Annotated in this window: 16 protein-coding genes and 1 pseudogene; 2 read left to right on the plus strand and 15 right to left on the minus strand. The window is 61.2% G+C overall.

The features are described from left to right. The first annotated feature begins 90 nt into the window (after nt 1-90). Entirely contained in the window at nt 91-579 is a 489-nt protein-coding gene (locus BT122_RS04620) for a dihydrofolate reductase (protein ID WP_072354790.1), read from the plus strand. Between the two features lie 131 nt (nt 580-710). Continuing rightward, the gene (locus BT122_RS04625) at nt 711-1,757 is read left to right on the plus strand and encodes a Fic family protein (protein ID WP_072354886.1); all 1,047 of its coding nucleotides are present in this window, start codon (nt 711-713) and stop codon (nt 1,755-1,757) included. Nucleotides 1,758-1,786: 29 nt separating this feature from the next. Here the strand turns inward: BT122_RS04625 and BT122_RS04630 are convergent, their stop codons facing one another. From BT122_RS04630 to BT122_RS04700, 15 genes and pseudogenes are all read right to left on the minus strand, one after another. Further along, a complete protein-coding gene (locus tag BT122_RS04630) occupies nt 1,787-2,491 on the minus strand; it encodes a hypothetical protein (protein ID WP_072354791.1) in 705 nt (234 codons plus the stop codon). Nucleotides 2,492-2,636: 145 nt separating this feature from the next. Then, a complete protein-coding gene (locus BT122_RS04635) occupies nt 2,637-3,410 on the minus strand; it encodes an aminoglycoside phosphotransferase family protein (RefSeq protein ID WP_072354792.1) in 774 nt (257 codons plus the stop codon). 31 nt (nt 3,411-3,441) lie between these two features. Next, nucleotides 3,442-6,132 carry a bifunctional acetaldehyde-CoA/alcohol dehydrogenase gene (gene adhE / locus BT122_RS04640; RefSeq protein ID WP_083432305.1) on the minus strand — a complete coding sequence of 897 codons (2,691 nt, stop codon included), beginning with the start codon at nt 6,130-6,132 and terminating at the stop codon, nt 3,442-3,444. A gap of 455 nt (nt 6,133-6,587) precedes the next feature. After that, the gene (locus tag BT122_RS04645; protein WP_072354793.1) at nt 6,588-7,223 is read right to left on the minus strand and encodes a PLP-dependent transferase; all 636 of its coding nucleotides are present in this window, start codon (nt 7,221-7,223) and stop codon (nt 6,588-6,590) included. A gap of 84 nt (nt 7,224-7,307) precedes the next feature. Further along, on the minus strand, nt 7,308-9,071 hold the full coding sequence (thrS, locus tag BT122_RS04650) for a threonine--tRNA ligase (RefSeq protein ID WP_072354794.1): 1,764 nt from the start codon (nt 9,069-9,071) through the stop codon (nt 7,308-7,310). A 487-nt stretch (nt 9,072-9,558) separates the two neighbouring features. Beyond that, entirely contained in the window at nt 9,559-12,375 is a 2,817-nt protein-coding gene (locus BT122_RS04655) for an oxidoreductase (protein WP_072354795.1), read from the minus strand. A 181-nt stretch (nt 12,376-12,556) separates the two neighbouring features. Then, nucleotides 12,557-12,916, minus strand: a pseudogene (locus BT122_RS04660) (DUF2252 family protein); the annotation flags it as partial. A 245-nt stretch (nt 12,917-13,161) separates the two neighbouring features. After that, a complete protein-coding gene (locus BT122_RS04665) occupies nt 13,162-13,593 on the minus strand; it encodes a zinc ribbon domain-containing protein (protein ID WP_072354797.1) in 432 nt (143 codons plus the stop codon). 223 nt (nt 13,594-13,816) lie between these two features. Then, nucleotides 13,817-14,809: a 3-hydroxyacyl-CoA dehydrogenase gene (locus BT122_RS04670; RefSeq protein ID WP_072354798.1), complete on the minus strand. Its 993-nt coding sequence runs from the start codon at nt 14,807-14,809 to the stop codon at nt 13,817-13,819. 110 nt (nt 14,810-14,919) lie between these two features. Beyond that, nucleotides 14,920-16,359, minus strand: coding sequence for a bifunctional folylpolyglutamate synthase/dihydrofolate synthase (locus BT122_RS04675; protein WP_072354799.1), 1,440 nt, complete (start codon nt 16,357-16,359; stop codon nt 14,920-14,922). Between the two features lie 60 nt (nt 16,360-16,419). Continuing rightward, complete coding sequence (locus tag BT122_RS04680) at nt 16,420-17,280, minus strand: formate/nitrite transporter family protein (RefSeq protein ID WP_072354800.1); 861 nt, start codon at nt 17,278-17,280, stop codon at nt 16,420-16,422. A gap of 86 nt (nt 17,281-17,366) precedes the next feature. Next, the gene (gene folE, locus BT122_RS04685; protein WP_083432306.1) at nt 17,367-18,011 is read right to left on the minus strand and encodes a GTP cyclohydrolase I FolE; all 645 of its coding nucleotides are present in this window, start codon (nt 18,009-18,011) and stop codon (nt 17,367-17,369) included. Nucleotides 18,012-18,013: 2 nt separating this feature from the next. Then, nucleotides 18,014-18,856 (minus strand): bifunctional 5,10-methylenetetrahydrofolate dehydrogenase/5,10-methenyltetrahydrofolate cyclohydrolase, encoded by an 843-nt coding sequence (locus BT122_RS04690; RefSeq protein ID WP_072354889.1) that lies wholly within the window; start codon nt 18,854-18,856, stop codon nt 18,014-18,016. Then, nucleotides 18,856-19,500 carry a cyclodeaminase/cyclohydrolase family protein gene (locus tag BT122_RS04695; protein WP_143189974.1) on the minus strand — a complete coding sequence of 215 codons (645 nt, stop codon included), beginning with the start codon at nt 19,498-19,500 and terminating at the stop codon, nt 18,856-18,858. Before BT122_RS04695 ends, BT122_RS04690 begins: the two co-directional genes overlap by 1 nt. Before the next feature lie 222 nt (nt 19,501-19,722). Further along, nucleotides 19,723-21,390: a formate--tetrahydrofolate ligase gene (locus BT122_RS04700; RefSeq protein WP_072354801.1), complete on the minus strand. Its 1,668-nt coding sequence runs from the start codon at nt 21,388-21,390 to the stop codon at nt 19,723-19,725. Nucleotides 21,391-21,524 lie beyond the last annotated feature (134 nt).

The raw sequence follows: 21,524 nt of genomic DNA on the forward strand, positions 1-21,524 counted from the left end.
CAAATGCAGGGGCGTTTTCTCAGAAACCGATAAAGAACGGGGAAAGGAAGATGGGGCGGGAACAACTGGGATGGGAAATTGGAGGTCTCAATGAACGCAATCGTTGCTGTGTGCCGTGACTGGGGCATTGGCTACCAGGGCTCGCTTCTTGTCCACAGCAAGGTCGACATGCACCGCTTTGTGGAGCTGACCATGGGTGGCACCGTTGTCATGGGGAGAAAGACCCTCGAGAGCTTCCCCGGGGGTCCGCTCAAGGGGAGGAGGAACGTCGTGGTCACGCACGACCCCGCGGCGCTGCCAGAGGGCGTCGTTGGCGTTGACTCCCCCGCCGCGGCGCTGAAGGCTGTTGCGGCAGATGACCCCAACAGGGTGTGGCTGATTGGCGGCGAGTCCATCTACCGGGCGCTTCTCGGCCAGTGCACGCGCATCTACGTGACCAAGTTCGACGTCGAGAAACCTGCCGATGCTTTCTTTCCCAACCTGGACGATGACCCCGCGTGGCGCGTCGAGCACGAGGAGGACGCCGGCGTCACCGCAAAGGGCACGCACTTCTCGTTTTTCACGTATGTGAGGGCATAGCTGTATCTTCGTGGCATGAGCTAGAGAAAAAGTTAAACGAAGCCTCCAATTTTTCTTTACTTATGAACCAAGTTATAATCGTCAAAATTGTCAATATGGCGAAGATACTCTCCTGTGTGACGAGGATACTCATGGCTCAATTCGAATACAAAAGACATCTCGAATCCCTCATGACTCCGGAAGTTATGGCTGCCGTGGGGGACGTGAGGGAGCACCGTGGGAGACAAACGCTCTACGAGAGCACGCATCCAGAAGCTCTTGAGAGTCTCGTAGAAGTTGCGAAAATCCAGAGCACTGCCACCTCAAACAGAATCGAGAACATCTCGACATCGGACAAAAGACTTCGAGAGCTGATGCTTGAGAAGGCGGAGCCTCAAAACAGGAACGAACAGGAGATTGCCGGTTATCGCTACGTATTGGACATCATTCATGAGAGCCATGATGATATCCCTATCACTCCGAACGTCATTCTACAGCTCCACCGAGACCTCTACAGATATGAGGGGGCATCCTTCGCAGGCCATTGGAAGGATGCAGACAATGTCATTGCCGAACAGCTCGAAGATGGTACTTTCGTTACAAGGTTTAAGCCAACGAGTGCTTTAGCTACACCAGATGCTATCTCCAGAATCTGCGAGGAGTACGGAAAACAGATTCAGGAGGGGACTTTCGAACCGCTTCTCGTTTCTCTGCTATTCGTCTTTGACTTTGTGAGCATCCACCCATTCAATGATGGAAATGGTCGCATGAGCAGGCTGCTCACGTTGCTCCTGCTATACAAAAGCGGTTACATGATTGGGAAGTACGTCTCAATTGAGAAAGAAATAGAACGTACCAAAGAAACTTACTATGAGGTACTGGCAGAAAGCTCTGCGGGCTGGCAAGACGGAGAGAATGAGTACAAGCCCTTTGTAACCTACATGCTTGGGGTTCTGACGGCATGCTACAAGGAACTCGATAGGCGCTATGCCGCCATTGCTGGAGGGGGCAGCAATGAAGACACGCTTCGTTCGTACTTCGATCATCTTATGGGGACGGCAACAAAGGCGCAAATCATGGATGCAAATCCGGCAATAAGCAAACGCACAATCGAGCGCATTCTTAGGAAACTCCAAGACGAAGGCGTCGTTGAGAAGATTGGTGCTGCAAGGTCAACCGCCTATCGCAGAGTACGGTAACGCTAAGAGGTATGCCAATTCTGTCTGTCTCATTGAGCTGCTTGAGCTGCAGCCTCCTCGGCGGTGCGGATATCGGTACCGCCATAGAGCGCTGCGTAGAACTCATCCGGAAGCGGGGTGTCGATGGCCCAGGTGCCGTCATCGCCCTTGGTGAGCGTCAGCGTGGCGTCAGTCGTGGCACACGTGGCATCATCGGCATCGAGGCACTGGTAGAGGAAGTCAAAGAGCTTGTCCACAAGTGCGGTGCGCCCGCCGGAGTCAAGCGTGGATTGCATCTCGTCCGTGAGCATCCAAGACTCGAAGTCTGACGCGGCGTTGGTAATGGCGTCCGAGAGCGTTGCGTTGGTAATGCTCACCGTAGCTGTGGCGGTCTTGCCGTCGTCGGCCACACTCACGTCTCCCACCTGGTACGAGAAGTGCGTAAGCAGGTGCTGGTGGTACTCCTCCGACTCAACCCCAAACTCGTCGAGCTTGGTGACGGTCGCGTCGTCGCCAAACTGGGGGTCTGGCACGCCATCGTCCTTGGGCTTCTCGTCGTCTTTCTTGTCGTCCTCGTCCTTAGGGTGGGCGAGGGCATCGTAGCCGCCCATGAACTGTGTCACGGTCTCCGTGACCTTCTCGGTATCGCTCTTGCAGGCAGAAAGTGAGAAGGCAACGACCACGGCAAGGACAAGGACACCCAGGCACGAGAGCGCCTGAGCACGCTGATGGCGACGACGAGACGAGAAACGCATGGATAACTCCTTGCGATGCACGAGCGGGATCTTCCTGAAAGTAACCAAACAAGTTTAGACGAAACAGGCCTCTCCTGCACAGAAAGAGGCACCCGGCTTGCACCGGGTGCCTCGGTCAAACGGAATGGCGAGAAGGTCAAAGGGCCTACTCGTAGTCGCTGGCCATGTCGATCCAGCCCTTGAGGAACTCCTCATTGCCCTTGCGGCCGCGGGAGAGCTCTGCGGCGGCAACGACGGGCAGCCAGTACATGATCTTCTGCTTGGGGACATCGGCAGACTTGGAGTAGACGTCGAGGTATTTGTCGGCAGCCTCGGGGAACTCAAGCTTGAGCAGCATGTAGGTCATGGCTGCGTCCGCCTCGGGCAGGCCCACCGTAACATGGGTCCAGTCGCAGATGAACGGCTCGCCCTCCCCGACCACGATATTCGTGGGGTTGAAGTCCCCGTGGCAGATCGCCGTGCCGCGCTTCATGCGGTCCGCACGCATCTGAAGGTCATAGCGTGCGGAGGGGTCCATACCCTTGACGCGGGAGATCATGCGGACGAGCTTGTCACCCTGCGCCGTGAGAGCCTTGGGCGCGGGAGTGTTCTGAACCTTGATCTGCAGGTCCACGAAGAACTTGAGGAGCTCGTCGAACTTGGGCGTGCCCTTGGCCTCGTCCATCATCTCGTGGAGGGTCTTGCCGGGGACGTACTTCATCGCGAGCGCCCAGGAGCCATCCTCGACCTGCGAGACCTCGAGCACCTGCGGCGTGTTGAGCCCCTCAGCCTGCTCCATGCGGGCAAGGTTCAGGGCCTCGCGGAATACGTCGACGGCGGGCTTCGTGGGGACGAAGACCTTCACCGTGCGGTCTCCGTCGTGATAGACGACCTTGTTGTGCCTGCGGACAATCTCGACCTTATCATCGGAAAGCTTCATGCTTCCTCCTATCAAGCGTGACCTCTGGACGTTACTCTTCTGCGGACTCCGCCTGACCGGCGTGGTCGGTCTTCTCGATCTCGCGGATTTCCAGGCCCTCGTCCTCGTAGGACGTGGCGGGACGGCCGTAGTAGGCGTCCAGGTACAGGCTCCTGATCTCGGCCACGAGCGGGTAACGGGGGTTGGCGCCGGTGCACTGGTCGTTGAAGGCGTTGAGGCTCATCTCGTCCAGGGTGTCGAGGAAGTACTTCTCGTCCACGCCGTACTCGGCGATGGTCTTCTTGACGCCGATGAAGTCCTTGAGCTTCTCGATGCCGTCCATGAAGCGCTCGAACACCACGTCGTCGGAATCGGCGGCAGTGCCAAAGCCGCAGAAGCGGCCCATCTCGGCATAGCGGGCCTTTGCGTGGGGATACTCGTACTGGGAGAACGTGCCCATGCGGGTCGGGCGCTCGGCGGCGTTGTAGCGCGCCACGCGAGTAAGGATGACGGCGTTGGCCCAGCCGTGCGGGATGTGGTGATAGGCACCCAGCTTGTGGGCCATGGAGTGGTTGAGGCCGAGGAAGGCGTTGGCGAACGCCATGCCGGCGAGGCAGGAGGCGTTGGCCATGTGGTCGCGGGCCTCGACGTTCGTGGGCTCGGAGTAGGCCGTGGGCAGCCAGTCAAAGACGAGCTTCGCGGCCTTGAGGGCGATGGCGTCCGTGTAGTCGGATGCCATGATCGAGACGTAGGCCTCCATCGCGTGGGTGAGGACGTCGATGCCGGAGGCGGAGGTGAGGCCCTTGGGCTGCGTCATCATGTTGTCGGTGTCCACGATGGACATGGTGGGCATGAGCTCGTAGTCCGTGATGGGCCACTTGATGCCGGTGTTCGCGTCCGTGATGATGGCGAAGGGGGTGACCTCAGAGCCGGTACCCGAGGACGTGGGGATGGCGACGAACTTTGCCTTCTGGCCCATGGGCTTGAAGCGGTAGACGCGCTTGCGGATGTCCATGAAGTCGACGGCCATGTCGTCGAACTTCTCCTCCGGGTGCTCGTACATGGTCCACATGATCTTGCCGGCGTCCATTGCGGAGCCACCGCCGATGGCAATGATCACGTCGGGGTTGAAGGCGCGGAGAAGCTCCTCGCCCTTCTCGGCATCCTGGAGCTTGGGGTCAGGCGAGATGGACCAGAAGCTGGAGTGGGTGATGCCCATCTCGTCCAGCGGGCCCTCAATCTTCTTGGTGAAGCCGGAGGTGTAGAGGAAGGAGTCCGTGACGATGAAGGCGCGCTTGCAGCCGTAGACCTCCTTGAGCTCGCGGAGAGCGACGGGCATGCAGCCCTTCTTGAAGTAGACCTTCTCGGGAGTCCTGAACCAAAGCATGTTCTCGCGCCTCTCTGCGACCGACTTGATGTTGAGCAGCTGGTGGATGTCGAGGTTGCCGGAGAAGGAATTGCCGCCCCAGGAGCCGCAGCCGAGCGTAAGCGACGGAGCAAGCTCGAAGTTGTAGATGTCGCCAATGCCGCCGAGAGAGGCCGGGGTGTTGATCAGGATACGGCAGGTCTTCATGGCCTCGGAGTGCTTGTCGACCTTCTCGGTCTCACGGGTGTCGATGAAGAGCGAGGAGGTGTGGCCGTAGCCGCCGTCAGCGATGAGACGGGACGCCTTGGCGAGGGCATCATCGAAGTCCGTAGCGCGGTACATACCGAGGATGGTGGTCAGCTTCTCGTGCGCCCAGGGGTTGGAGGGCTCGACGGACTCGGTCTCGCCAATGAGGATCTTGGTCCAGGCGGGAACCTCGATGCCTGCAGCCTCCGCGATTCTGGTGGCAGGCTGGCCAACCATCTTGGCGTTGACGCCACCGTTCACGATAACGGTGTTGCCGACCTTGTCGGCCTCCTCGTCGTTGAGGAAGTAGGCGCCGCGCTTCTGGAACTCAGCCTTGACCGCGTCATACACGCCGTCGAGAACGATTACGTTCTGCTCGGTAGCACAGATCATGCCGTTGTCGAAGGTCTTGGAATGCATGATGGAGTTGACGGCCTCGATGACGTCTGCGGTGTCGTCGATGATGGCGGGGTTGTTGCCCGGGCCAACGCCCAGGGCAGGGGTGCCGGAGCTGTATGCGGCGTTGACCATGCCGGGGCCGCCCGTCGCGAGGATGATGTCGGCCTCCTGCATGAGCGTGTTGGTAAGCTCGATGGAGGGTGTGTCGATCCAGTCGATGATGCCCTTGGGGCAGCCCGCGGCCTCGGCGGCGTCACGGACGACGCGTGCGGCCTCCGCCGTGCACTTCTTGGCACGCGGGTGCGGGGAGATGATGATGGCGTTCCTCGTCTTGAGGCAGATGAGCGTCTTGAAGATGGCCGTCGACGTGGGGTTGGTGGTGGGGATGACAGCAGCCACGACACCGAGGGGCTCGGCAATCTTCTTCATGCCAAAGGCACGGTCGTCCTCGATGACGCCGCAGGTCTTGGTGTCCTTGTACTTGTTGTAGACAAACTCGGCGGCGTAGTGGTTCTTGACGACCTTGTCCTCCATCACGCCGTAGCCGGTCTCCTCGTAGGCCATCTGGGCGAGAGGAATGCGGGCCTTGTTCGCTGCAATGGCGGCAGCATAAAAGATCTTGTCCACCTGCTCCTGCGTGAACTTTGCGAACTCCGCCTGGGCTTCGCGCATCGTCTTCAGATGCGCCTCCAGCGTCTCCACGCTATCGATGACCGAAGCATTCTGTGCCATGTTACCTCCATATCCCCGGTCGGCAGACCTTGAGGGCCAGCCGAACTTAACAGCAGACCGAACAAGAGAGCGAGGCAGTACCGGTGAAGCGCAGCGCCCAGGGGACATGGTTGCCCGCGTGGGCTGCCGGAGACGCCAGGAAACTACCCTGGTGCCATTCGACGGCATAATCATACCGCTTACGGTCAATTGTGCATATAGAAGAACGCTTCGTTTATCGGCATGTTTCTAAACGTGTGTTTGGGGCACGGGAAATCCGGCACTGGAGCTGAGAAAGATTGCCTTGCGGCGAGAAATTGGCGCCGGAGTGGCGACTTTGTGCGAGGTTGCTGCGCAAACGAGCCCTCGGGCGCCAAAACGACGCCGGAGCAGCGGCTTCGTGCGGGGTTGCTTCCAAAACGCCCTTTCGGGCACCAAATTCTCGCCGAAAGTAGCATTCCTGCAGCTAGAAGCGCTTACGACAGGCGCTCGCGAAGCCGCTGCTCCAGCCGGGCCACTTGCGCCATGGGGTCATCTGGGGTGCAGGTGATGCGGCGCCACGAGCCCTCCCCCACCAGCCGCACGTCGACCAGCGGGCCAAAACCGTTCTCAAGTGTGCGAGAAGCAATCTCATACGAGGGGTCCGAGCGCAGCCCTGGGTACGCGACGCGCTCGACGCGCGGATGGCATACGAGGTAGCTCGCCACCACCTGTGCCGCATCGGAAGACGCACGCCACATGCGGGTGCGCTGCTCGAGCAGCTCCAACTCTGGGTCTCCGGCCTCGCGACCCGCCGAGAGGAGCCCGCGTGCCGCATCCGCAATGCCCTGCTCACCTCTCGCTACCCATACCAGCATTTCGCCCTCATCAGCAGCAGGCGCAAAGGCAACGTCTGCACCAAGCCTCACGGCAGCGCAAGCCGCTCCTACAAGCGAGAGGTCACAGGCTACAGCCATGCCCTGCTCGTGTGCAGCGGCAGCAAGGCCCCGTACGTCCGCACATGCTACGGGCACGCCTACCAGCGGCTCGATGGGCGCTGAGAAGCCCTTGGCCAGGGCCCCCTCAAGCTCATCCTTGGACACAACCCGCAGAACGCTGCCTCGCTTGGCCATAACTACTCCCAACAAGAAAGCGGCGGGACAGCCAGCCGAGGCCGCCCCGCCGCACACATGAGACAAAGGGACTGTCCCTTTGTCTCATCGACGCTCGCGAATCTCCTTGGTGACGTCGGCGATGAACTCGTCGAGGTCGCGCTGGACGGTCTCGTTCGAACGATCACGCACAGAGATGTTGCCGGCCTCGGCCTCCTTCTCGCCAAGAATCAGCATGTAGGGCACGCGATCGATAGAGCGGGCCTCGCGGATCTTGTAGCCGATCTTCTCGTCACGCTCGTCAACCTTCACGCGCACGCCGGCGTCGCGAAGCTTCTGCGCAACCTCATCGGCATAGTCGCGGGTCTTCTCCGAGACGGGAAGCACCTTGACCTGGCAGGGCGAGAGCCACGTGGGGAACTTGCCCGCGTACTGCTCGATGAGCATGCCGATGAAGCGCTCGAACGAGCCAAAGCCCGCGCGGTGAATCATGATGGGCTGCTTCTTGGAGCCGTCCTTGTCGGTGTACTCGAGCTGGAAGTTGTGCGGGAGCTGGAAGTCGAGCTGGATGGTGCCGCACTGCCACTCGCGCCCAAGGCAGTCCTGCAGGTGGAAGTCGATCTTGGGGCCGTAGAAGGCACCGTCGCCGGGGTTGAGCTTGTAGTCGACGTGCATGGCCTCAAGGGCGTCCTTCAGGCCCTGCTCGGCGCGCTCCCAGTCCTCGTCAGAACCCATGGAGTTCTCGGGACGTGTAGAAAGCTCGACGCGATACGGGAAGCCAAACTGCGCGTAGTAGGCAGTGATGAGGTGCGCGACGTCCGTGACCTGCTCGGTAATCTGATCCGGACGAATGAAGAGGTGCGCGTCGTCCTGCTGGAACTCGCGGACGCGGAACAGGCCGTGCAGGGCGCCCTTGAGCTCGTGGCGGTGGTCGATGCCGGCCTCGGCAAGCTTCAGGGGCAGGTCACGGTAGCTGCGCGGCTTGCTCTTGTAGATGAGGCAGGCGCCCGGGCAGTTCATCGGCTTGATCGCGTAGTCCTCGTCGTCGATCTTGGTGGTGTACATGTTCTCTTTGTAGTGGTCCCAGTGGCCCGAGGTCTCCCACAGGCTGCGGGACAGAATGATCGGCGTCTGGACCTGGTCGTAGCCGTACTTGTCCTGCATCTCCTGCCAGTACTGCATGAGGGAGTTGCGGATGCGCATGCCGTTGGGCAGCCAGAACGGGAAACCGGGGCCGGCCTCGTTCATCATGAAGATCTCCATCTCCTGGCCGATCTTCCTGTGGTCGCGCTTCTCCGCCTCCTCGCGCATGTGCTCCCACTGGGCAAGCTCGTCCTTGCTGCGGAAGGCGACGCCATTGATGCGGGTGAGCATCTTGTTGTCCTTGTCGCCCTTCCAGTACGCGCCAGAGACACCGGTGAGCTTGAAGGCCTTGAGCGCCTTGGTGTAGAGGATGTGGGGGCCAACGCACATGTCGACGTACTCGCCCTGCTTGTAGAAGGTGATGCGGGCATCCTCGGGAAGGTCGCCGATGTGCTCTACCTTGTACTTCTCGCCACGCTCCTGCATGTGGGCAATGGCCTCGGCGCGGGGCAGCTCGTAGGTCTCAAACTTGAGGTTCTCCTTGCAGATCTTGGCCATCTCAGCCTCAATCTTGGGGAAGTCCTCCTCGGAGATCTTGGTGCCCTCGGGCAGGTCGATGTCGTAGTAGAAGCCGTTCTCGGTTGCGGGGCCAAAGGCGAAGTCCGCCTCGGGGTACAGGCGCTTGATGGCCTGGGCCATGATGTGCGCCGCGGAGTGGCGCACGACGTGCAGCTCCTGGTCCTCGGGGCACTCGTCCACGTGACCGTCGTTGTAGAGAACCTTCATGAGAAACCTCTTCCTTGGGGTAGCTCCCCAAATTCTGACTGCAAGGTGACGTTGCGGGCCAAACCCGGCACCGCGGCGCATAACGGCGACTGTCACATGGCACGAGGCCAGGTGAGGGACAGCCGCCTAGATAGTCACCGTAGTCGTTACACGCGTGGCGAGAAATGCGTGGATGCAGCAAGCATCCGTGGCCTGACGGAACATGTGCACGTCGCTCGTGTGGCGCATACCCTAATGACTCCCCCGCGCATTCACTGGCACTTCTGCGGGCGCACGCGACGCCGCCGCTCGATTGCGAGCAGAGTCACCTACGCTGCCTGCGGTTACGCAGACAGTTGACACTTTACACCAGAGAGGCGTTGCCACAGGGAAGAAATACCACATGCACAAAGGAAGGTGTGGGTGTAAGCCCACATGCATGGCGCCCGCCTTCCCTTTCAGAAGACGGGCGCCGCAGCGCAACCAACGCCAAAATGCAGCACAAAAGCTAGACGCGACTAACTTCACCAAGGGTGGTACGGTCGTACCAGCCGGCAAAGACGTAGGGGAAGAACTCACCCGCATCGACGTCTGCCAGCTTCTTCTCGCCTAGAACCGTCAGGTCAAGCTCGGAGTAAGCGCAGCCGAGCACAGAGAGCACGGGAAGCTCTCCCCATGGGTCATCGGGACTCGACTCCATCTTGATGCTGGTAACGTAGCCAGGCTCCCACTTGTGATAGTCATACTGAACGAGCGCCGCGTTGATGGCACCGCCGGTCAGCTGCGCTCCGCCCTGCGGGAGTGCCGGACGGTCGAAGTGGTAGTAGAACCCACAACCCTTGGTGGTCTTTCCGGCAGCCGGGGACTGGAAAATCAGATGGCAGAGGGGGCTGTTGTACTCGCCAAGGTCTGCCTCCACGTGTACCAGCCGGTAACCGCGGCGCGCAAGGTCAACGCAGAGCGCCGAGCCTTCCTTGCGAATCGAGAACTGGGCGCCAAGCTTCTTGGGCATGGATCCGTTGTCACGCCCAAGCTGCGTTGCCATCTCGGCACCGTTGCCGCCCAAGAGCAGCGACATCGTGTACTGTCCAAGCTGGTCGCCAAGGTAGCAGTACACGCCGAGAATTGCCTCGTAGTAGTCATCGGTAAACGACGGCCGCAGGATGTGATTCACGGAGAGCGTCACCACGGGCATTGAGAAGGGCTTGAGCGGTGCAGGCAGGATGCGCTCGATGGCAGAAGGGTCGGTGGTGTAGGCGAGATACAAGCCACGCTGGTCAGACATTACGGACGGTGCGCCAAACTTTTGGAGGTCTGCGGAGTCCATGCAAAAGCTCGAGCGAGCGGCGCGCGCCGAGAATAGACCGCGGGCAGCCTCGTAACCACCACGTGTAGCAGGCGCGATGTTCCCGTCGCGCACAGCGGAACCAACAAGGCAAACACCGACGCCGCGCTTACGCAGACCCTCGGCAAGCTCCTTTGCAGGCCGGTTCCCCAGCGAAAGCACCACAAGGTCCGCCTCGACCTTGGAGCGCCCTCCATCGGCAACGCTCTCGACAGCAATGCCATCGGACCCAACCTCAACGAGCTTCTCGCCCAGCTTGAGCTCAACCTGCTGTGCGCGCAGGCGTCCCATCAGGTCAACGAGGTTGGTCTGGTTTGTACCCGGAGCCGGCGTGGCCACCATATCGACGACCGTAACGGAAGCCGCACCCTTATCAGCAATGTACTCGGCGGTCTCAAGGCCCGTCATACCGGCACCCACAACCACTACGCGCTTGCCCTCATAGCTCTCGCGTGACAGGGCATCGGGCACGCATATCACGTTCTTGCCACCAATCCCTGGAATCGACCCAGGGACAAGGGGATCTCCACCCGTGGCGCAGATGACTGCGTCTGGGCCAAATGCCATCACTGATTCCACCGTAGCCTCCACGCCAAGGCGCACGTCCACGCCCAGCTTGGGAAGCATTGTCTCGTAGTACTGCGGGACAAAGTCCATCTTCTCCTTGCGTGGCGGGCGCTCGGCGAGAAGAACCTGGCCGCCAAGGCGATCGCCCTTTTCAAGCAGCGTCACCTTGCAGCCGCGTCGCGCCGCGGTCTCCGCCGCCTGGCAGCCACCGGGGCCGCCACCAATCACAACAACGTGATGATGGTCAACGTCGATTGGCAGCTCACCATAGCGCAGCTCATGCGCGCACTCCGGATTGACGGCGCACTCAAGGGGCATGCATTTCTCGGCGTTCTGTTCCAGGGACTCGAAGCAGCGCAGACAGCTGATGCACTTGCGAAGTTCGGGAACTCGGCCCTGTTGAACCTTATTGCCCCACTCGGGATCGGCGAGCCACGCGCGGCCAAGACCGGCGAAGTCGATAGTTCCTTCCTCGAGGAATGCCTCGGGAACGTCGGGGCCACGATATGCGGAGACCGCAATCACGGGAACGCTGACGTGCTCTTTCACCGCTCGGATGATGTCATGGCGCCATCCCTCGGGATAACTTACTGGCTCCACGCACGTAATGCCGGTCTCGTAGAGGCCAACGGACACGTCTATGAAGTCGACGCCTGCCTTTTCGAACGCCATGCAGATCTTGACGCCGTCTGCAGTGTGGATGTAGTCCTCGGTAACCCCGGTCTTGTCGAGGAATTCCTCGACGGAGACGCGGCAGCCAAGCGCAAAGCCTGCGGAACAGCGCTCGCGAATGCCTGCGATGATCTCGGTGACGATGCGCAGGCGGTTCTCAAAGCTGCCACCATACTGGTCTGTTCGCTTGTTGGTGTAGGGAGAGAGGAACTGCTGCAGCAGGTAGCCATGCGCGCAGTGCAGCTCGACACCATCGAAGCCCGCGCGCTCGGCACGAACTGCGCCTTCGATAAACTCCTGGACTATATGCTGGACCTCTTCCGTAGAGAGCGCGCGGGTCTCCGCCTGCGTCTTCTTGCAAGGAATCGCAGACGCCGAGACAACCGGCTTTCCGCCGAGAAGGACATTGGGTGTCTCCCTGCCTGGGTGATGCAGCTGCAGGAATGTCTTGGAACCATGGCGGTGAATTGCCTCAACAAGACGCGCGAGTTGCGGAACATTGCGGTCGCGTGTGACGGAAATCTGGCGCAGCTCACCGACGCCCGTCTCGTCGTCAATCCGGCAGATCTCCGGTATCACTAGGCCGGCACCACCTGCGGCGCGCAGCTCGTAATAACGGATCATCTCTTCAGTGGGTGTCCCGTCAAGATTGGCAAGCCCTACCCCCATGGGCTCCATGACCAGACGGTTCCTGAGCTCGACCGATCCAATACGGCCAGGTTCGAAAAGCTTGTCGTACATGCCCCTCTCCCTTCGCTGCCGCGCCAGCTTTCGTCGGCGCACATTACGGCTCTAGGCACAGAGTAGAGGGATTAGACTTGGACAAATACGTATATTCGGGGAGGGAGCTGCTTGGCTTCGCGAGGCAGCATTATGGCGGGCCAGCTTTACAGAGCCAATACGGGCACGGCGATCCTCTCCCCTATCGCGCGCCGTCGAAGGTCTTGAGGAACAGCTGGTAATCGACCTCATTCTGGTCTGCGTAGGCCTGCGCGAACTCGCAGAGCGCGTTGTCGATGCCCGCGCCTTTCCCCAGGTAGCCGGCAATGGCGTGGCGGTCACCCGTGCGGGCGTGTGCGTGCGCGAGGGTCCAAGCGCACAGTGAACCAAAGCGTGAGAGCTCGTAGGCATCCATGCGCTCCAGGTCGACCGACCCCTTGGCGTCCCACAGTTGGCGCACGTAGTAGTCACGCATGACGCCTTTCTCGTCTGCCGATCGAGCCCAGCCGAGAAGAACGTCGCCGGCCGTCTGCATGGCCCGCTGTCCCTCGACGACCCTCCTGCCATGGTCGAGAAAGCAGCTTGTTGGTCATTCCTCTCGACGAGTATTGCGCTTCCGGCGAGAAATTGACGCCCGAGCAGGGGTTTCAGACGGGATTTCGTACGAGATGCTCGCTCGGGCGCCGTTTTGACGCCCGAGCGAGAGTTTCGTTCCCACCTGCCGCGAGAAGGCGCCACCCGGGCGCCAGCGGCAATAAAAAAGGACCCCACCGAGGCGGGGCCCTTCTCAAAGCAATGTGCACTAACCTACTGGATGCGCGTGCGACAGTACGGGCACACCTTCCAGTCGGCGTTGAGCGGACGGTGGCACGTGGGGCACACGTTCCTCACCTGCGTGTTGCAGATGGGGCACACCACAAAGTCGCGGTCGATGGGAGCGCCGCACTTGGGGCAGATGCCGTAGTGCGAAAGCTGGTGCTCACGCAGGGCAATATCGAGGTCCTGCTCCTCGCGGTCAATGAGGTAGGAGCTGGGACGCAGGATGACATATGCGAGAAGTCCCACGATGGGGATAACCGAGATGATCGCCCACATCCACCAGGGCTCTGCGCCGCGACGCTGGGCGTCGCGAATGACGTAGACGATGGAGAGGACGTAGAGCATGACGACGCACACAACCATGAGGTACAGGACCATCCTGACCTCGGGTGTGAGAATTTGGTCGATAAGGTCTTGCATTCCCTGGACTCCTCTTGTTGGCACATGTGTACGCGGCGTCCGACCGTCTTGCGGCCAATGACGCGCGACCGAGAAACGCGATTGACGATTGTATCAGATGTGGAAGAGAATGCCTGCAACCTCGGCATCAAGCACCATTGAGTCACACGCAATGCGCGATTCTCCACACAATGCGGACGCGCCCTCAACAACACTCCCATATGTTGTTGGGGCGCGTCGTAAGCTACCTGATAATGTCGCCGTTCTCGTCGTACTTGTAGAAGCCCTCGCCGGCTGCCATGCCAAGCTTGCCCTCGTCGATGTACTTCTGCAGCACGGCCTTCATGCCCTTGAAGTTGTAGGGCAGCATCATCTTCCTAAGGAGCGGGGTCACGATGCCGGGCACCTTCTGGTACTGGTCGACGATGTTCATGGCCGTAGTGAGACCCACGGTGTCGAACACCTGGAACGGGCCCTTGGGCGCGCCAGTGCCAGATGTCCATGCCTTGTCGATGCTCTCGGGGTCTGAGATGCCGTTGGCGAGAAGGTCAAGACCGGAGAGCATCCAGGGCACAAGCTGGGAGTTGAGAAGGTAACCTGCCTTCTCCTTCTTTACCGGCAGCGGCTGCATGTGGATGCCACGGGCAAACTCGAGCACCGCCTGGAACGAGGCATCGCTCGTCTCGCTCTGCACCATGACCTCGGTCACGTTGTGCTTCCAGATAGAGTTGGCAAAGTGCAGCGCCAGGTAGCGGTCGGGGCGCCCCGTGTCCTTGGTGAACTGCGAAGGCAGAAGCGACGAGGAGTTGGTGACAATGATGGTCTTCTCGGGCATGAGAGGCGCGACCTTCTTGAAGAAGTCCGCTTTCTGATCCGCCACCTCGGCCATCGACTCGATCACGAGGTCGGCGTCGGCAACGGCCTTGGCAAGGTCGAGTTCGAGCTTCATGCCGTCGTGCGCCTTGCGTGCGCGGGCGGCGCACTCGTCAGCGTCGAACGTGTCGAAATCGGCCAGACCGGCGCACCAGGCGGGGTCATTTGCGCTCTCGGCGCCCTTCATGCCCTCGATGGCCTCGAGGTACTGCTGCTCGAACTTGTCGAGCTTGGGCTGGCAGCGGCCGATGGAACTCTCGGAGCGCAGCCAGATGGTGACGTCGTAGCCCCAGTAGGCCGTCTGCAGCGCAATCTGCGAGCCCAGCACGCCGCCGCCGGCAACCACGATCTTCTTGAATGCCATGGCATGTCCTCTCGTTGGAATTGAACGTGTCAAACCGCGATTCTAACGTAGTTGGCACCTTCGACCAACGACGCACTTCGTAGGTGCGCCGGTACAAGAGGTAGACGGGGCTAGTACACGGTAGCGCCGCGGTTTTGGACACCCGGACGGAAAATTCCCGTCACCTCACCGGCAGTAGTGATGGACCCGCAAGCAACAAACGACTCGTCGCCAAGAGCGGCAACCGCCTCCGCCACCGAGTCAAAGGTCCCGACGGGCGTATTGCCAGCAGCCTCAAACAACTTGGCCAGTTCCTCGGCAGAGAGGGCCCGTGGCGAGGAGGTCTGCGTGCAAAACACGCGTGGGAACTCCGGTGCGAGCAGCCGAACGATGCCCTCGACGTCCTTGTCGGCGAGAACCGCGCAGAGAAGCGCGGGGCGCTTATCTACGCTTGACGCAACTCCACGCACGGCGGTGAGGAAGGTCGCCACGCTTTGCGGGTTGTGGCAGGCGTCCACAAGAGCAACGGGCTCGGCACGCACCACGTCAAAGCGACCAGGCGTGGGGCAGGTGACCACGGAGCCAAAGAGCTTCTCGGCATCAAGCGGCCGGCCTAGATAGTCCTCGGCAAGCTGCACGGCGCAGGCGATGTTCGCCGCCTGGTAGACGGGCTTGAGCGCGCTCACCTCCGCATACGAGGCGCGCGTGGTGCGCACGTCGACCATAAGCGAGCCGCCAATGCGGTTTGGCCTCTCAATCACGCGATATGTGGCGTGCGGGAGGTCCGCATGCTTGCGGGGCACGCCGGGATGCATCTCCCCTGCCGCGTCGGCAAGCACCTCGGGCCGCAGGAGCGTGGGCACCACGTCCTCGCATGCGCACTGGTCGAGAAACACGTCCTCCATCGTGTCCGGCGTGGCTGTGCCCACGCCCAGAACGCAACTGCGGCCGCGCTTGATGATGGCGGCCTTCTCGCCGGCGATCTTCTCCAGCGTGTCACCAAGGATGCGCATGTGATCGAGGCCAATGCCCGTAATGGCAACACTTTTGATGGACTTCACGGCAGATGTGGCATCCCAACGCCCGCCCATGCCGCACTCGAGCACGGCCACGTCCACGCCCGCTTCGGCAAAGACCACGCACGCAGCAACGGTGAGCAGGTCGAACTCGGTGATGTCGTAGGGTCTCTCGCATGCCGCGGAGCGCTTGGCATTCACGCGCCTGCCTGCTTCCTGCGCTGCCACAATGCCACGCGCAAAGGCGTCCTCGGAGACGGGAGAGCCCGCAACCTCCATGCGCTCGGTGTAGCTCACGAGCTCGGGCGAGGTGTAGAGCGCCGTGCGCAGCCCCTCCCCGCGTAGGATCGCAGCGGTAAAGCGTGCGGTTGACGTCTTGCCGTTGGTTCCAGCTATCTGCACGCTCTGGAAGGCAAGGTCAGGGTTGTCAAGCTCTGCGAGCATGTCCTCCACGCTCTCGAGCATGGGACAGATGCCAAAGCGCAGCGCGGAGTGGAGAATCCCCAGCGCCTGGTCGTAGGTTGTGTGGGGAACGTCGAACGGAAGCTGGTACATGTCGTGTCTCGCCCTCTCGGCGCGGCTACCCGCGCGGTATCTCAACAAAGCCACACTAGCTTAGCCATTCACGCTCATATCGGCCACGAAGTCTCTCCGGTACGCAAGCCAGTACCCGCAGCCAACGATGACGGCCCCTCCCACCAGGTTGCCAAGCGTCACGCAGAGGAGGTTGGAGCAGGCTCCCGCAAGCGAGATGGCAGCGGCACCCCCTCCCAGGCCAAGGGCCTGGACGAGAAGCCCATAGGGCAAGAAATACATGTTTGCCACGCAGTGCTCATAGCCTGACGCAACAAAACCCATGACCGGCATCACACAGGCGAGGAACTTATCGGCAACCGAATGGCCAGCGAAGGACATCCAGACAGCCAAACACACCAAGACGTTGCATATGATGCCCCGGCAGAAGGCCGCCATGGGCGAGAGAGACGCCTTTGACGCCGCAACGCCTGCCGCGGCAACGCCGACTGCCCCACCGTTAAGGCCGGTGAAGTTGGCGCCCGCGAGGATGAGGACGAGCAGCAGCGACCCCAAGAGGTTGCCTGCATAGACCGTAAGCCATGAACCCACAAGCCTCCCCGCTCCGTACTTGCCGGAAAGGCAGCCTATGGCCATAAGGTTGTTTCCAGTGAAGAGCTCGGCGCCGGCAACGACCACAAGGAAGAGCCCAACTGAGAAGACGAGGCCGCTCATAATCTGCGAGGAAGCAAACCCCAGGCTGGAGTCGGACTTCACCACCAGCATGAGTGCCGCACCCATGGCAATGAAGAGGCCTGCCATCATGGCAAGAAGAAACGACCGTCCTCGGGGCATATATGCCTTCCCCACCCCAACGTCCACCGCCTTGTGAAGCGTCTGCACAGGCGAGAGACAATCCTGCCCCTTCCCCGCCGGAGAGCCGGCGCTCTTTTGCTCAGCCATTGCACACAACCTCCTAGGGACCCGGGCACGCCGGGTCCAACGCAGTAAAGCGAATGATTGTAGGAATGCCGAGAGAAGCCTCTTGTCTAGAGGCCCAGCAGCCTCAATGCCTCTGAGCGCGTCTTAATGTCGCTCTTGAGACAGCCACGTACAGCCGACGTCACGGTCTTGGCCCCAGGAGTACGAATCCCACGGATGGTCATGCAGGTGTGCTCTGCCTCAACCACGACAAGCACGCCAAGCGGGTCAAGCTCGCGCACCATGGCGTCGGCAATCTGGCTGGTAAGCCGCTCCTGGAGCTGGAGACGATGCGCGTAGCCCGTGACGCAGCGGGCAATCTTTGAAAGACCAGTAATCCGACCGTCTCGAGGTATGTAGCAGACGCTCGCCTTGCCCATGAAAGGCAGGATGTGGTGCTCGCACATGCTGGCAAAGGGGATGTCACGAACGACAACCATCTCCTCATTGCCCGGCTCATGGAATTGCTTGCGTAGGTAGGCGGCAGGGTCCTCCTGCATGCCACCGAAGATCTCCTCGTAGGCACGAGCCACGCGATCCGGCGTGCCGACAAGCCCAGGCCTGTCGGGGTTCTCGCCAATCGCAATGAGAAGCTCCCTTACGGCCGCCTCCACGCGCGGCTTGTCCAGCTTCCCGTACTGCAGCTCCGAGGTCCTACCGGGGCCTTCCGTCTGCTCGGGAAGGTCAAAATCCTCGTCGTCGCGATCGTCCATCGCTAGCCCACCGTCCTCTGAGCCGCCTCGACCACGTGCTTGGCCAGCACCGCCGTGGTGACGGATCCCACGCCCCCGGGAACGGGGGTGATGGCGCGCACCACGGGCTCGACGGCGTCGTAGTCCACGTCGCCCACGAGCATGCCGGCCTTCTCGTCCCAGTTGATGCCAACGTCGATCACGACCTGCTGGGGAGCGGCGCATGCTGCCCCCACCGTGCCGATGTGACCCGCCGCCGCAACCACGATGTCTGCATCCTTGCAAGCCGCAGCAAGGTCGCGCGTGTGCGTGTGGCACATGGTCACGGTGGCGTTTCTCGCCTGCAGCATCATCGAGACAGGCTTGCCGATGACAAGCGAACGGCCCACGACGGTGACCTTGGCTCCGTCGAGGGGAACCTTGTAGTAGTCGAGGAGCTCGACCACGGCCTCGGCGGTGCACGGCGGAAAGCCAAGCGGTCTGCTGGCAAAAACGCCGTAGAGCGAGCCGGTCGTGATGCAGTCCACGTCCTTTGCGGGATCGAGTGCAGCGCATGCAGCGGCCTCGTCAAGCGTCTTGGGAAGCGGGCGAAACATGAGGCAGCCGTGAATCGACGAGTCCTCGTTGACCTCGTTGATCACGTGCATGAGCTGCTCCTGGGAGCAGTCCGCAGGCAGCACGAACTTGCGCAGGCCAAGGCCGACCTTATCCGCGCGCTTTGTGGCACCGCGCTCGTAGGAGAGGTCGTCCTCGCGCTCCCCCACGCGCACGATGGCGAGCGTGGGGCGAACGCCCTTCTCGGCAAGCGACTCAACCTGAGGAACAAGCCGTTCTGTGAGTGCCTTTGCAACGGGTGCGCCCTTCATTACCTGCTCGGCCAACGGATTCCCCTCTCAACTCGCACATAGGCGTCATCCGCCTTCTTGCATCCCTCATCGAGCATCTCCTGCGTATGGGATAGGAGGTCCTCAGCGTACTCTCGATCGGCCATCGACTTGGCGTTGATGAAGATGTTGAGGCTCACGGCCTTGAGCGCGGCCGAGAGAAGCGTGGCACCAGCACCGGCATCGCTTATTGCAATCCTGGTGCCAATGCGGCTTACCTCGTCTACCAGGTCAATCGCCTCACAGGTCTTCTCCATGATCTTGAGGGGCGGCTCGCAGGCAGCACGCAATGCCGCCTCCATGACCTCCGCTTTGTGCACGCGCTCTTCTTCAGTTCCCTTGGGAAGCCCATAGGCGCGTGAGAGCGGCTCGAAAGCCTTGGCATCCTCGTCCGCCAGGACGAGAAGCTCGTCGCGCACCGCCTCGAAGCGAGGGATCAGCTCCTCGATGCGACCTTGGACGTCTGCGTACCTCTTCTTGCCAAGCGTGAGACTAGCGACCATCTGACCAAGCGAGGCACCCACAGCGGCAGCAACCGCAGAGGCCCCGCCCCCACCAGGCACGGGGGCCTTGGAGGAGAGCACGTCCGAGAACTCCCCCACCCGCATATCCGCGACAGTATCCATGAACCCTCCCAAAGAAGGAACCATCCGAAGAAAGAAAAAGAGAGAAGCGCGCCCAAGCGACTCCCCAAGGCGCCCACCGAGGAGCTCGACGTGCCGCCAAGGGAACAAGCGCCGTCGGGCTGCCAGAGGCATCGAGTAGCGACCCCGGAAATCTAAGCGAAGGATTCTGAGCGCAAAGCGCGAAGCACCTTCGCGTGATTTCCGGGGCCGCCCCAGGCGCCCCTAGAACAGCCCGACGATCTTGCCGTCAGGCGTCACGTCGATCTTCTCGGCGGCCGGCACCTTGGGGAGTCCGGGCATCGTCATGATGTCCCCCGTGAGCGCCACGATAAACCCTGCGCCTGCGGAGACCTTGAGGTTGCGCACGGTGATGCGGAAGCCCTCGGGGGCACCGAGCTTGTGCTGGTCGTCGGTGAAGGAGTACTGCGTCTTGGCAACGCAGATGGGAAGCTTGCCAAAGCCCTGCTCCTCCAGCTCCTTGAGCTGCTTGGCCGCCTTGGTGGTGTAGTCCACGCCGTCGGCGTGGTAGATCTTGGTGGCGATGGCGTTGAGCTTGTTGGCAATCGTGTCATCAAGATCGTAGGCAAACTGGAAGTCGTTGGGCTGCTCGCAGAGGCGCACGACCTCCTCGGCAAGCGCCAGGCCACCCTCGCCGCCCTTTGCCCAGACCTCGGAGAGGGCAACGTTCACGCCAAGCTTGTTGCACTCGTCCTCGACGAGCCTGAGTTCGGCAGCGGTGTCCGTGGGGAATGCGTTGATGGCAACGACCACCGGAAGCTTGAAGACGTCCTTGATGTTGGAGACATGACGGAGCAGGTTGGGAAGACCTGCCTTGACGGCGTCGAGGTTCTCTGCGGTGAGCTCGTTCTTGGGGACGCCGCCGTTGTACTTGAGCGCACGGACGGTGGCAACCAGCACGACGGCATCGGGGTGCAGGCCGGCGTAGCGGCTCTTGATGTCAAGGAACTTCTCGGCGCCAAGGTCTGCGCCAAAGCCTGCCTCGGTCACCACGTAGTCGGCGAGCTTGAGGGCTGTGGTTGTTGCCTCGACGGAGTTGCAGCCGTGCGCGATGTTGGCGAACGGGCCGCCGTGCACAAAGGCGGGGTTGTTCTCGAGCGTCTGCACAAGGTTGGGCTTGATGGCATCCTTGAGCAGCGCCGTCATGGCACCCTCGGCGTGAATGTCGTGGACCGTGACGGGTTTACGGTCAAAGGTGTAGGCAATGACCATGCGACCGAGACGCGCCTTGAGATCCATGAGGTCGGTGGCCAGGCAGAAGCAGGCCATGACCTCGGAGGCCACGGTGATGTCGAAACCGTCCTCGCGCGGCATGCCGTTGGCAACGCCTCCCAGGCCGTCGACGATGCTCCTGAGCTGGCGGTCGTTCATGTCGACGCAGCGCTTCCAAACGATGCGGCGCGGGTCGATGCCAAGGGTGTTGCCCTGCTTGATGTGGTTGTCCAGCATAGCGGCGCAGAGGTTGTTGGCCGCGCCAATGGCGTGGAAGTCACCGGTGAAGTGCAGGTTGATGTCCTCCATGGGGACAACCTGGGCGTACCCGCCGCCCGCGGCGCCACCCTTGATGCCAAAGACGGGGCCAAGCGAAGGTTCGCGCAGGCAGAGCATGGCGTTCTTGCCCATCTTGCAGAGGGCGTCCTCAAGTCCCACGGACGTGGTGGTCTTGCCCTCGCCTGCGGGCGTGGGGTTGATGGCGGTGACCAGAATGAGTTTGCCCTTCATGGGCGTATTGGAAAAGGCGTGGATGTCCACCTTTGCCTTGTAGTTTCCGTAGAGCTCCAGCTGCTCGGGACCCAACCCCGCCTTCTTGGCGACCTCGGTAATGGGGAGCATCTTCGCCTCTTGGGCAATCTCGATATCTGACTTTGCCATCTCCTGACTTCCTTTCGCTTTATGGCGCTGGTCGACGCCAACGGTTACCGAGTTTCACGGGACGAACTGACCGCGTCCCATTGTGCCGCTCCGGGCCACGTCGCCATCGCAAGAATCCAAGATGAAACATGGAT

The sequence above is a fragment of the Olsenella sp. kh2p3 genome (genome assembly GCA_900119625.1).
GTDB lineage: Bacteria > Actinomycetota > Coriobacteriia > Coriobacteriales > Atopobiaceae > Tractidigestivibacter.

Coding starts and splice junctions, on each gene's coding strand:
- BT122_RS04695 (WP_143189974.1), bottom strand. CDS start 19,500: ATGGATACTGTCGCGGATATGCGGGTGGGGGAGTTCTCGGACGTGCTC.
- BT122_RS04620 (WP_072354790.1), top strand. CDS start 91: ATGAACGCAATCGTTGCTGTGTGCCGTGACTGGGGCATTGGCTACCAG.
- BT122_RS04665 (WP_072354797.1), bottom strand. CDS start 13,593: ATGCAAGACCTTATCGACCAAATTCTCACACCCGAGGTCAGGATGGTC.
- BT122_RS04670 (WP_072354798.1), bottom strand. CDS start 14,809: ATGGCATTCAAGAAGATCGTGGTTGCCGGCGGCGGCGTGCTGGGCTCG.
- BT122_RS04645 (WP_072354793.1), bottom strand. CDS start 7,223: ATGGCCAAGCGAGGCAGCGTTCTGCGGGTTGTGTCCAAGGATGAGCTT.
- BT122_RS04625 (WP_072354886.1), top strand. CDS start 711: ATGGCTCAATTCGAATACAAAAGACATCTCGAATCCCTCATGACTCCG.
- BT122_RS04635 (WP_072354792.1), bottom strand. CDS start 3,410: ATGAAGCTTTCCGATGATAAGGTCGAGATTGTCCGCAGGCACAACAAG.
- BT122_RS04630 (WP_072354791.1), bottom strand. CDS start 2,491: ATGCGTTTCTCGTCTCGTCGTCGCCATCAGCGTGCTCAGGCGCTCTCG.
- BT122_RS04690 (WP_072354889.1), bottom strand. CDS start 18,856: ATGAAGGGCGCACCCGTTGCAAAGGCACTCACAGAACGGCTTGTTCCT.
- folE (WP_083432306.1), bottom strand. CDS start 18,011: ATGGACGATCGCGACGACGAGGATTTTGACCTTCCCGAGCAGACGGAA.
- BT122_RS04700 (WP_072354801.1), bottom strand. CDS start 21,390: ATGGCAAAGTCAGATATCGAGATTGCCCAAGAGGCGAAGATGCTCCCC.
- BT122_RS04680 (WP_072354800.1), bottom strand. CDS start 17,280: ATGGCTGAGCAAAAGAGCGCCGGCTCTCCGGCGGGGAAGGGGCAGGAT.
- BT122_RS04675 (WP_072354799.1), bottom strand. CDS start 16,359: ATGTACCAGCTTCCGTTCGACGTTCCCCACACAACCTACGACCAGGCG.
- BT122_RS04655 (WP_072354795.1), bottom strand. CDS start 12,375: ATGTACGACAAGCTTTTCGAACCTGGCCGTATTGGATCGGTCGAGCTC.
- thrS (WP_072354794.1), bottom strand. CDS start 9,071: ATGAAGGTTCTCTACAACGACGGTCACGTGGACGAGTGCCCCGAGGAC.
- adhE (WP_083432305.1), bottom strand. CDS start 6,132: ATGGCACAGAATGCTTCGGTCATCGATAGCGTGGAGACGCTGGAGGCG.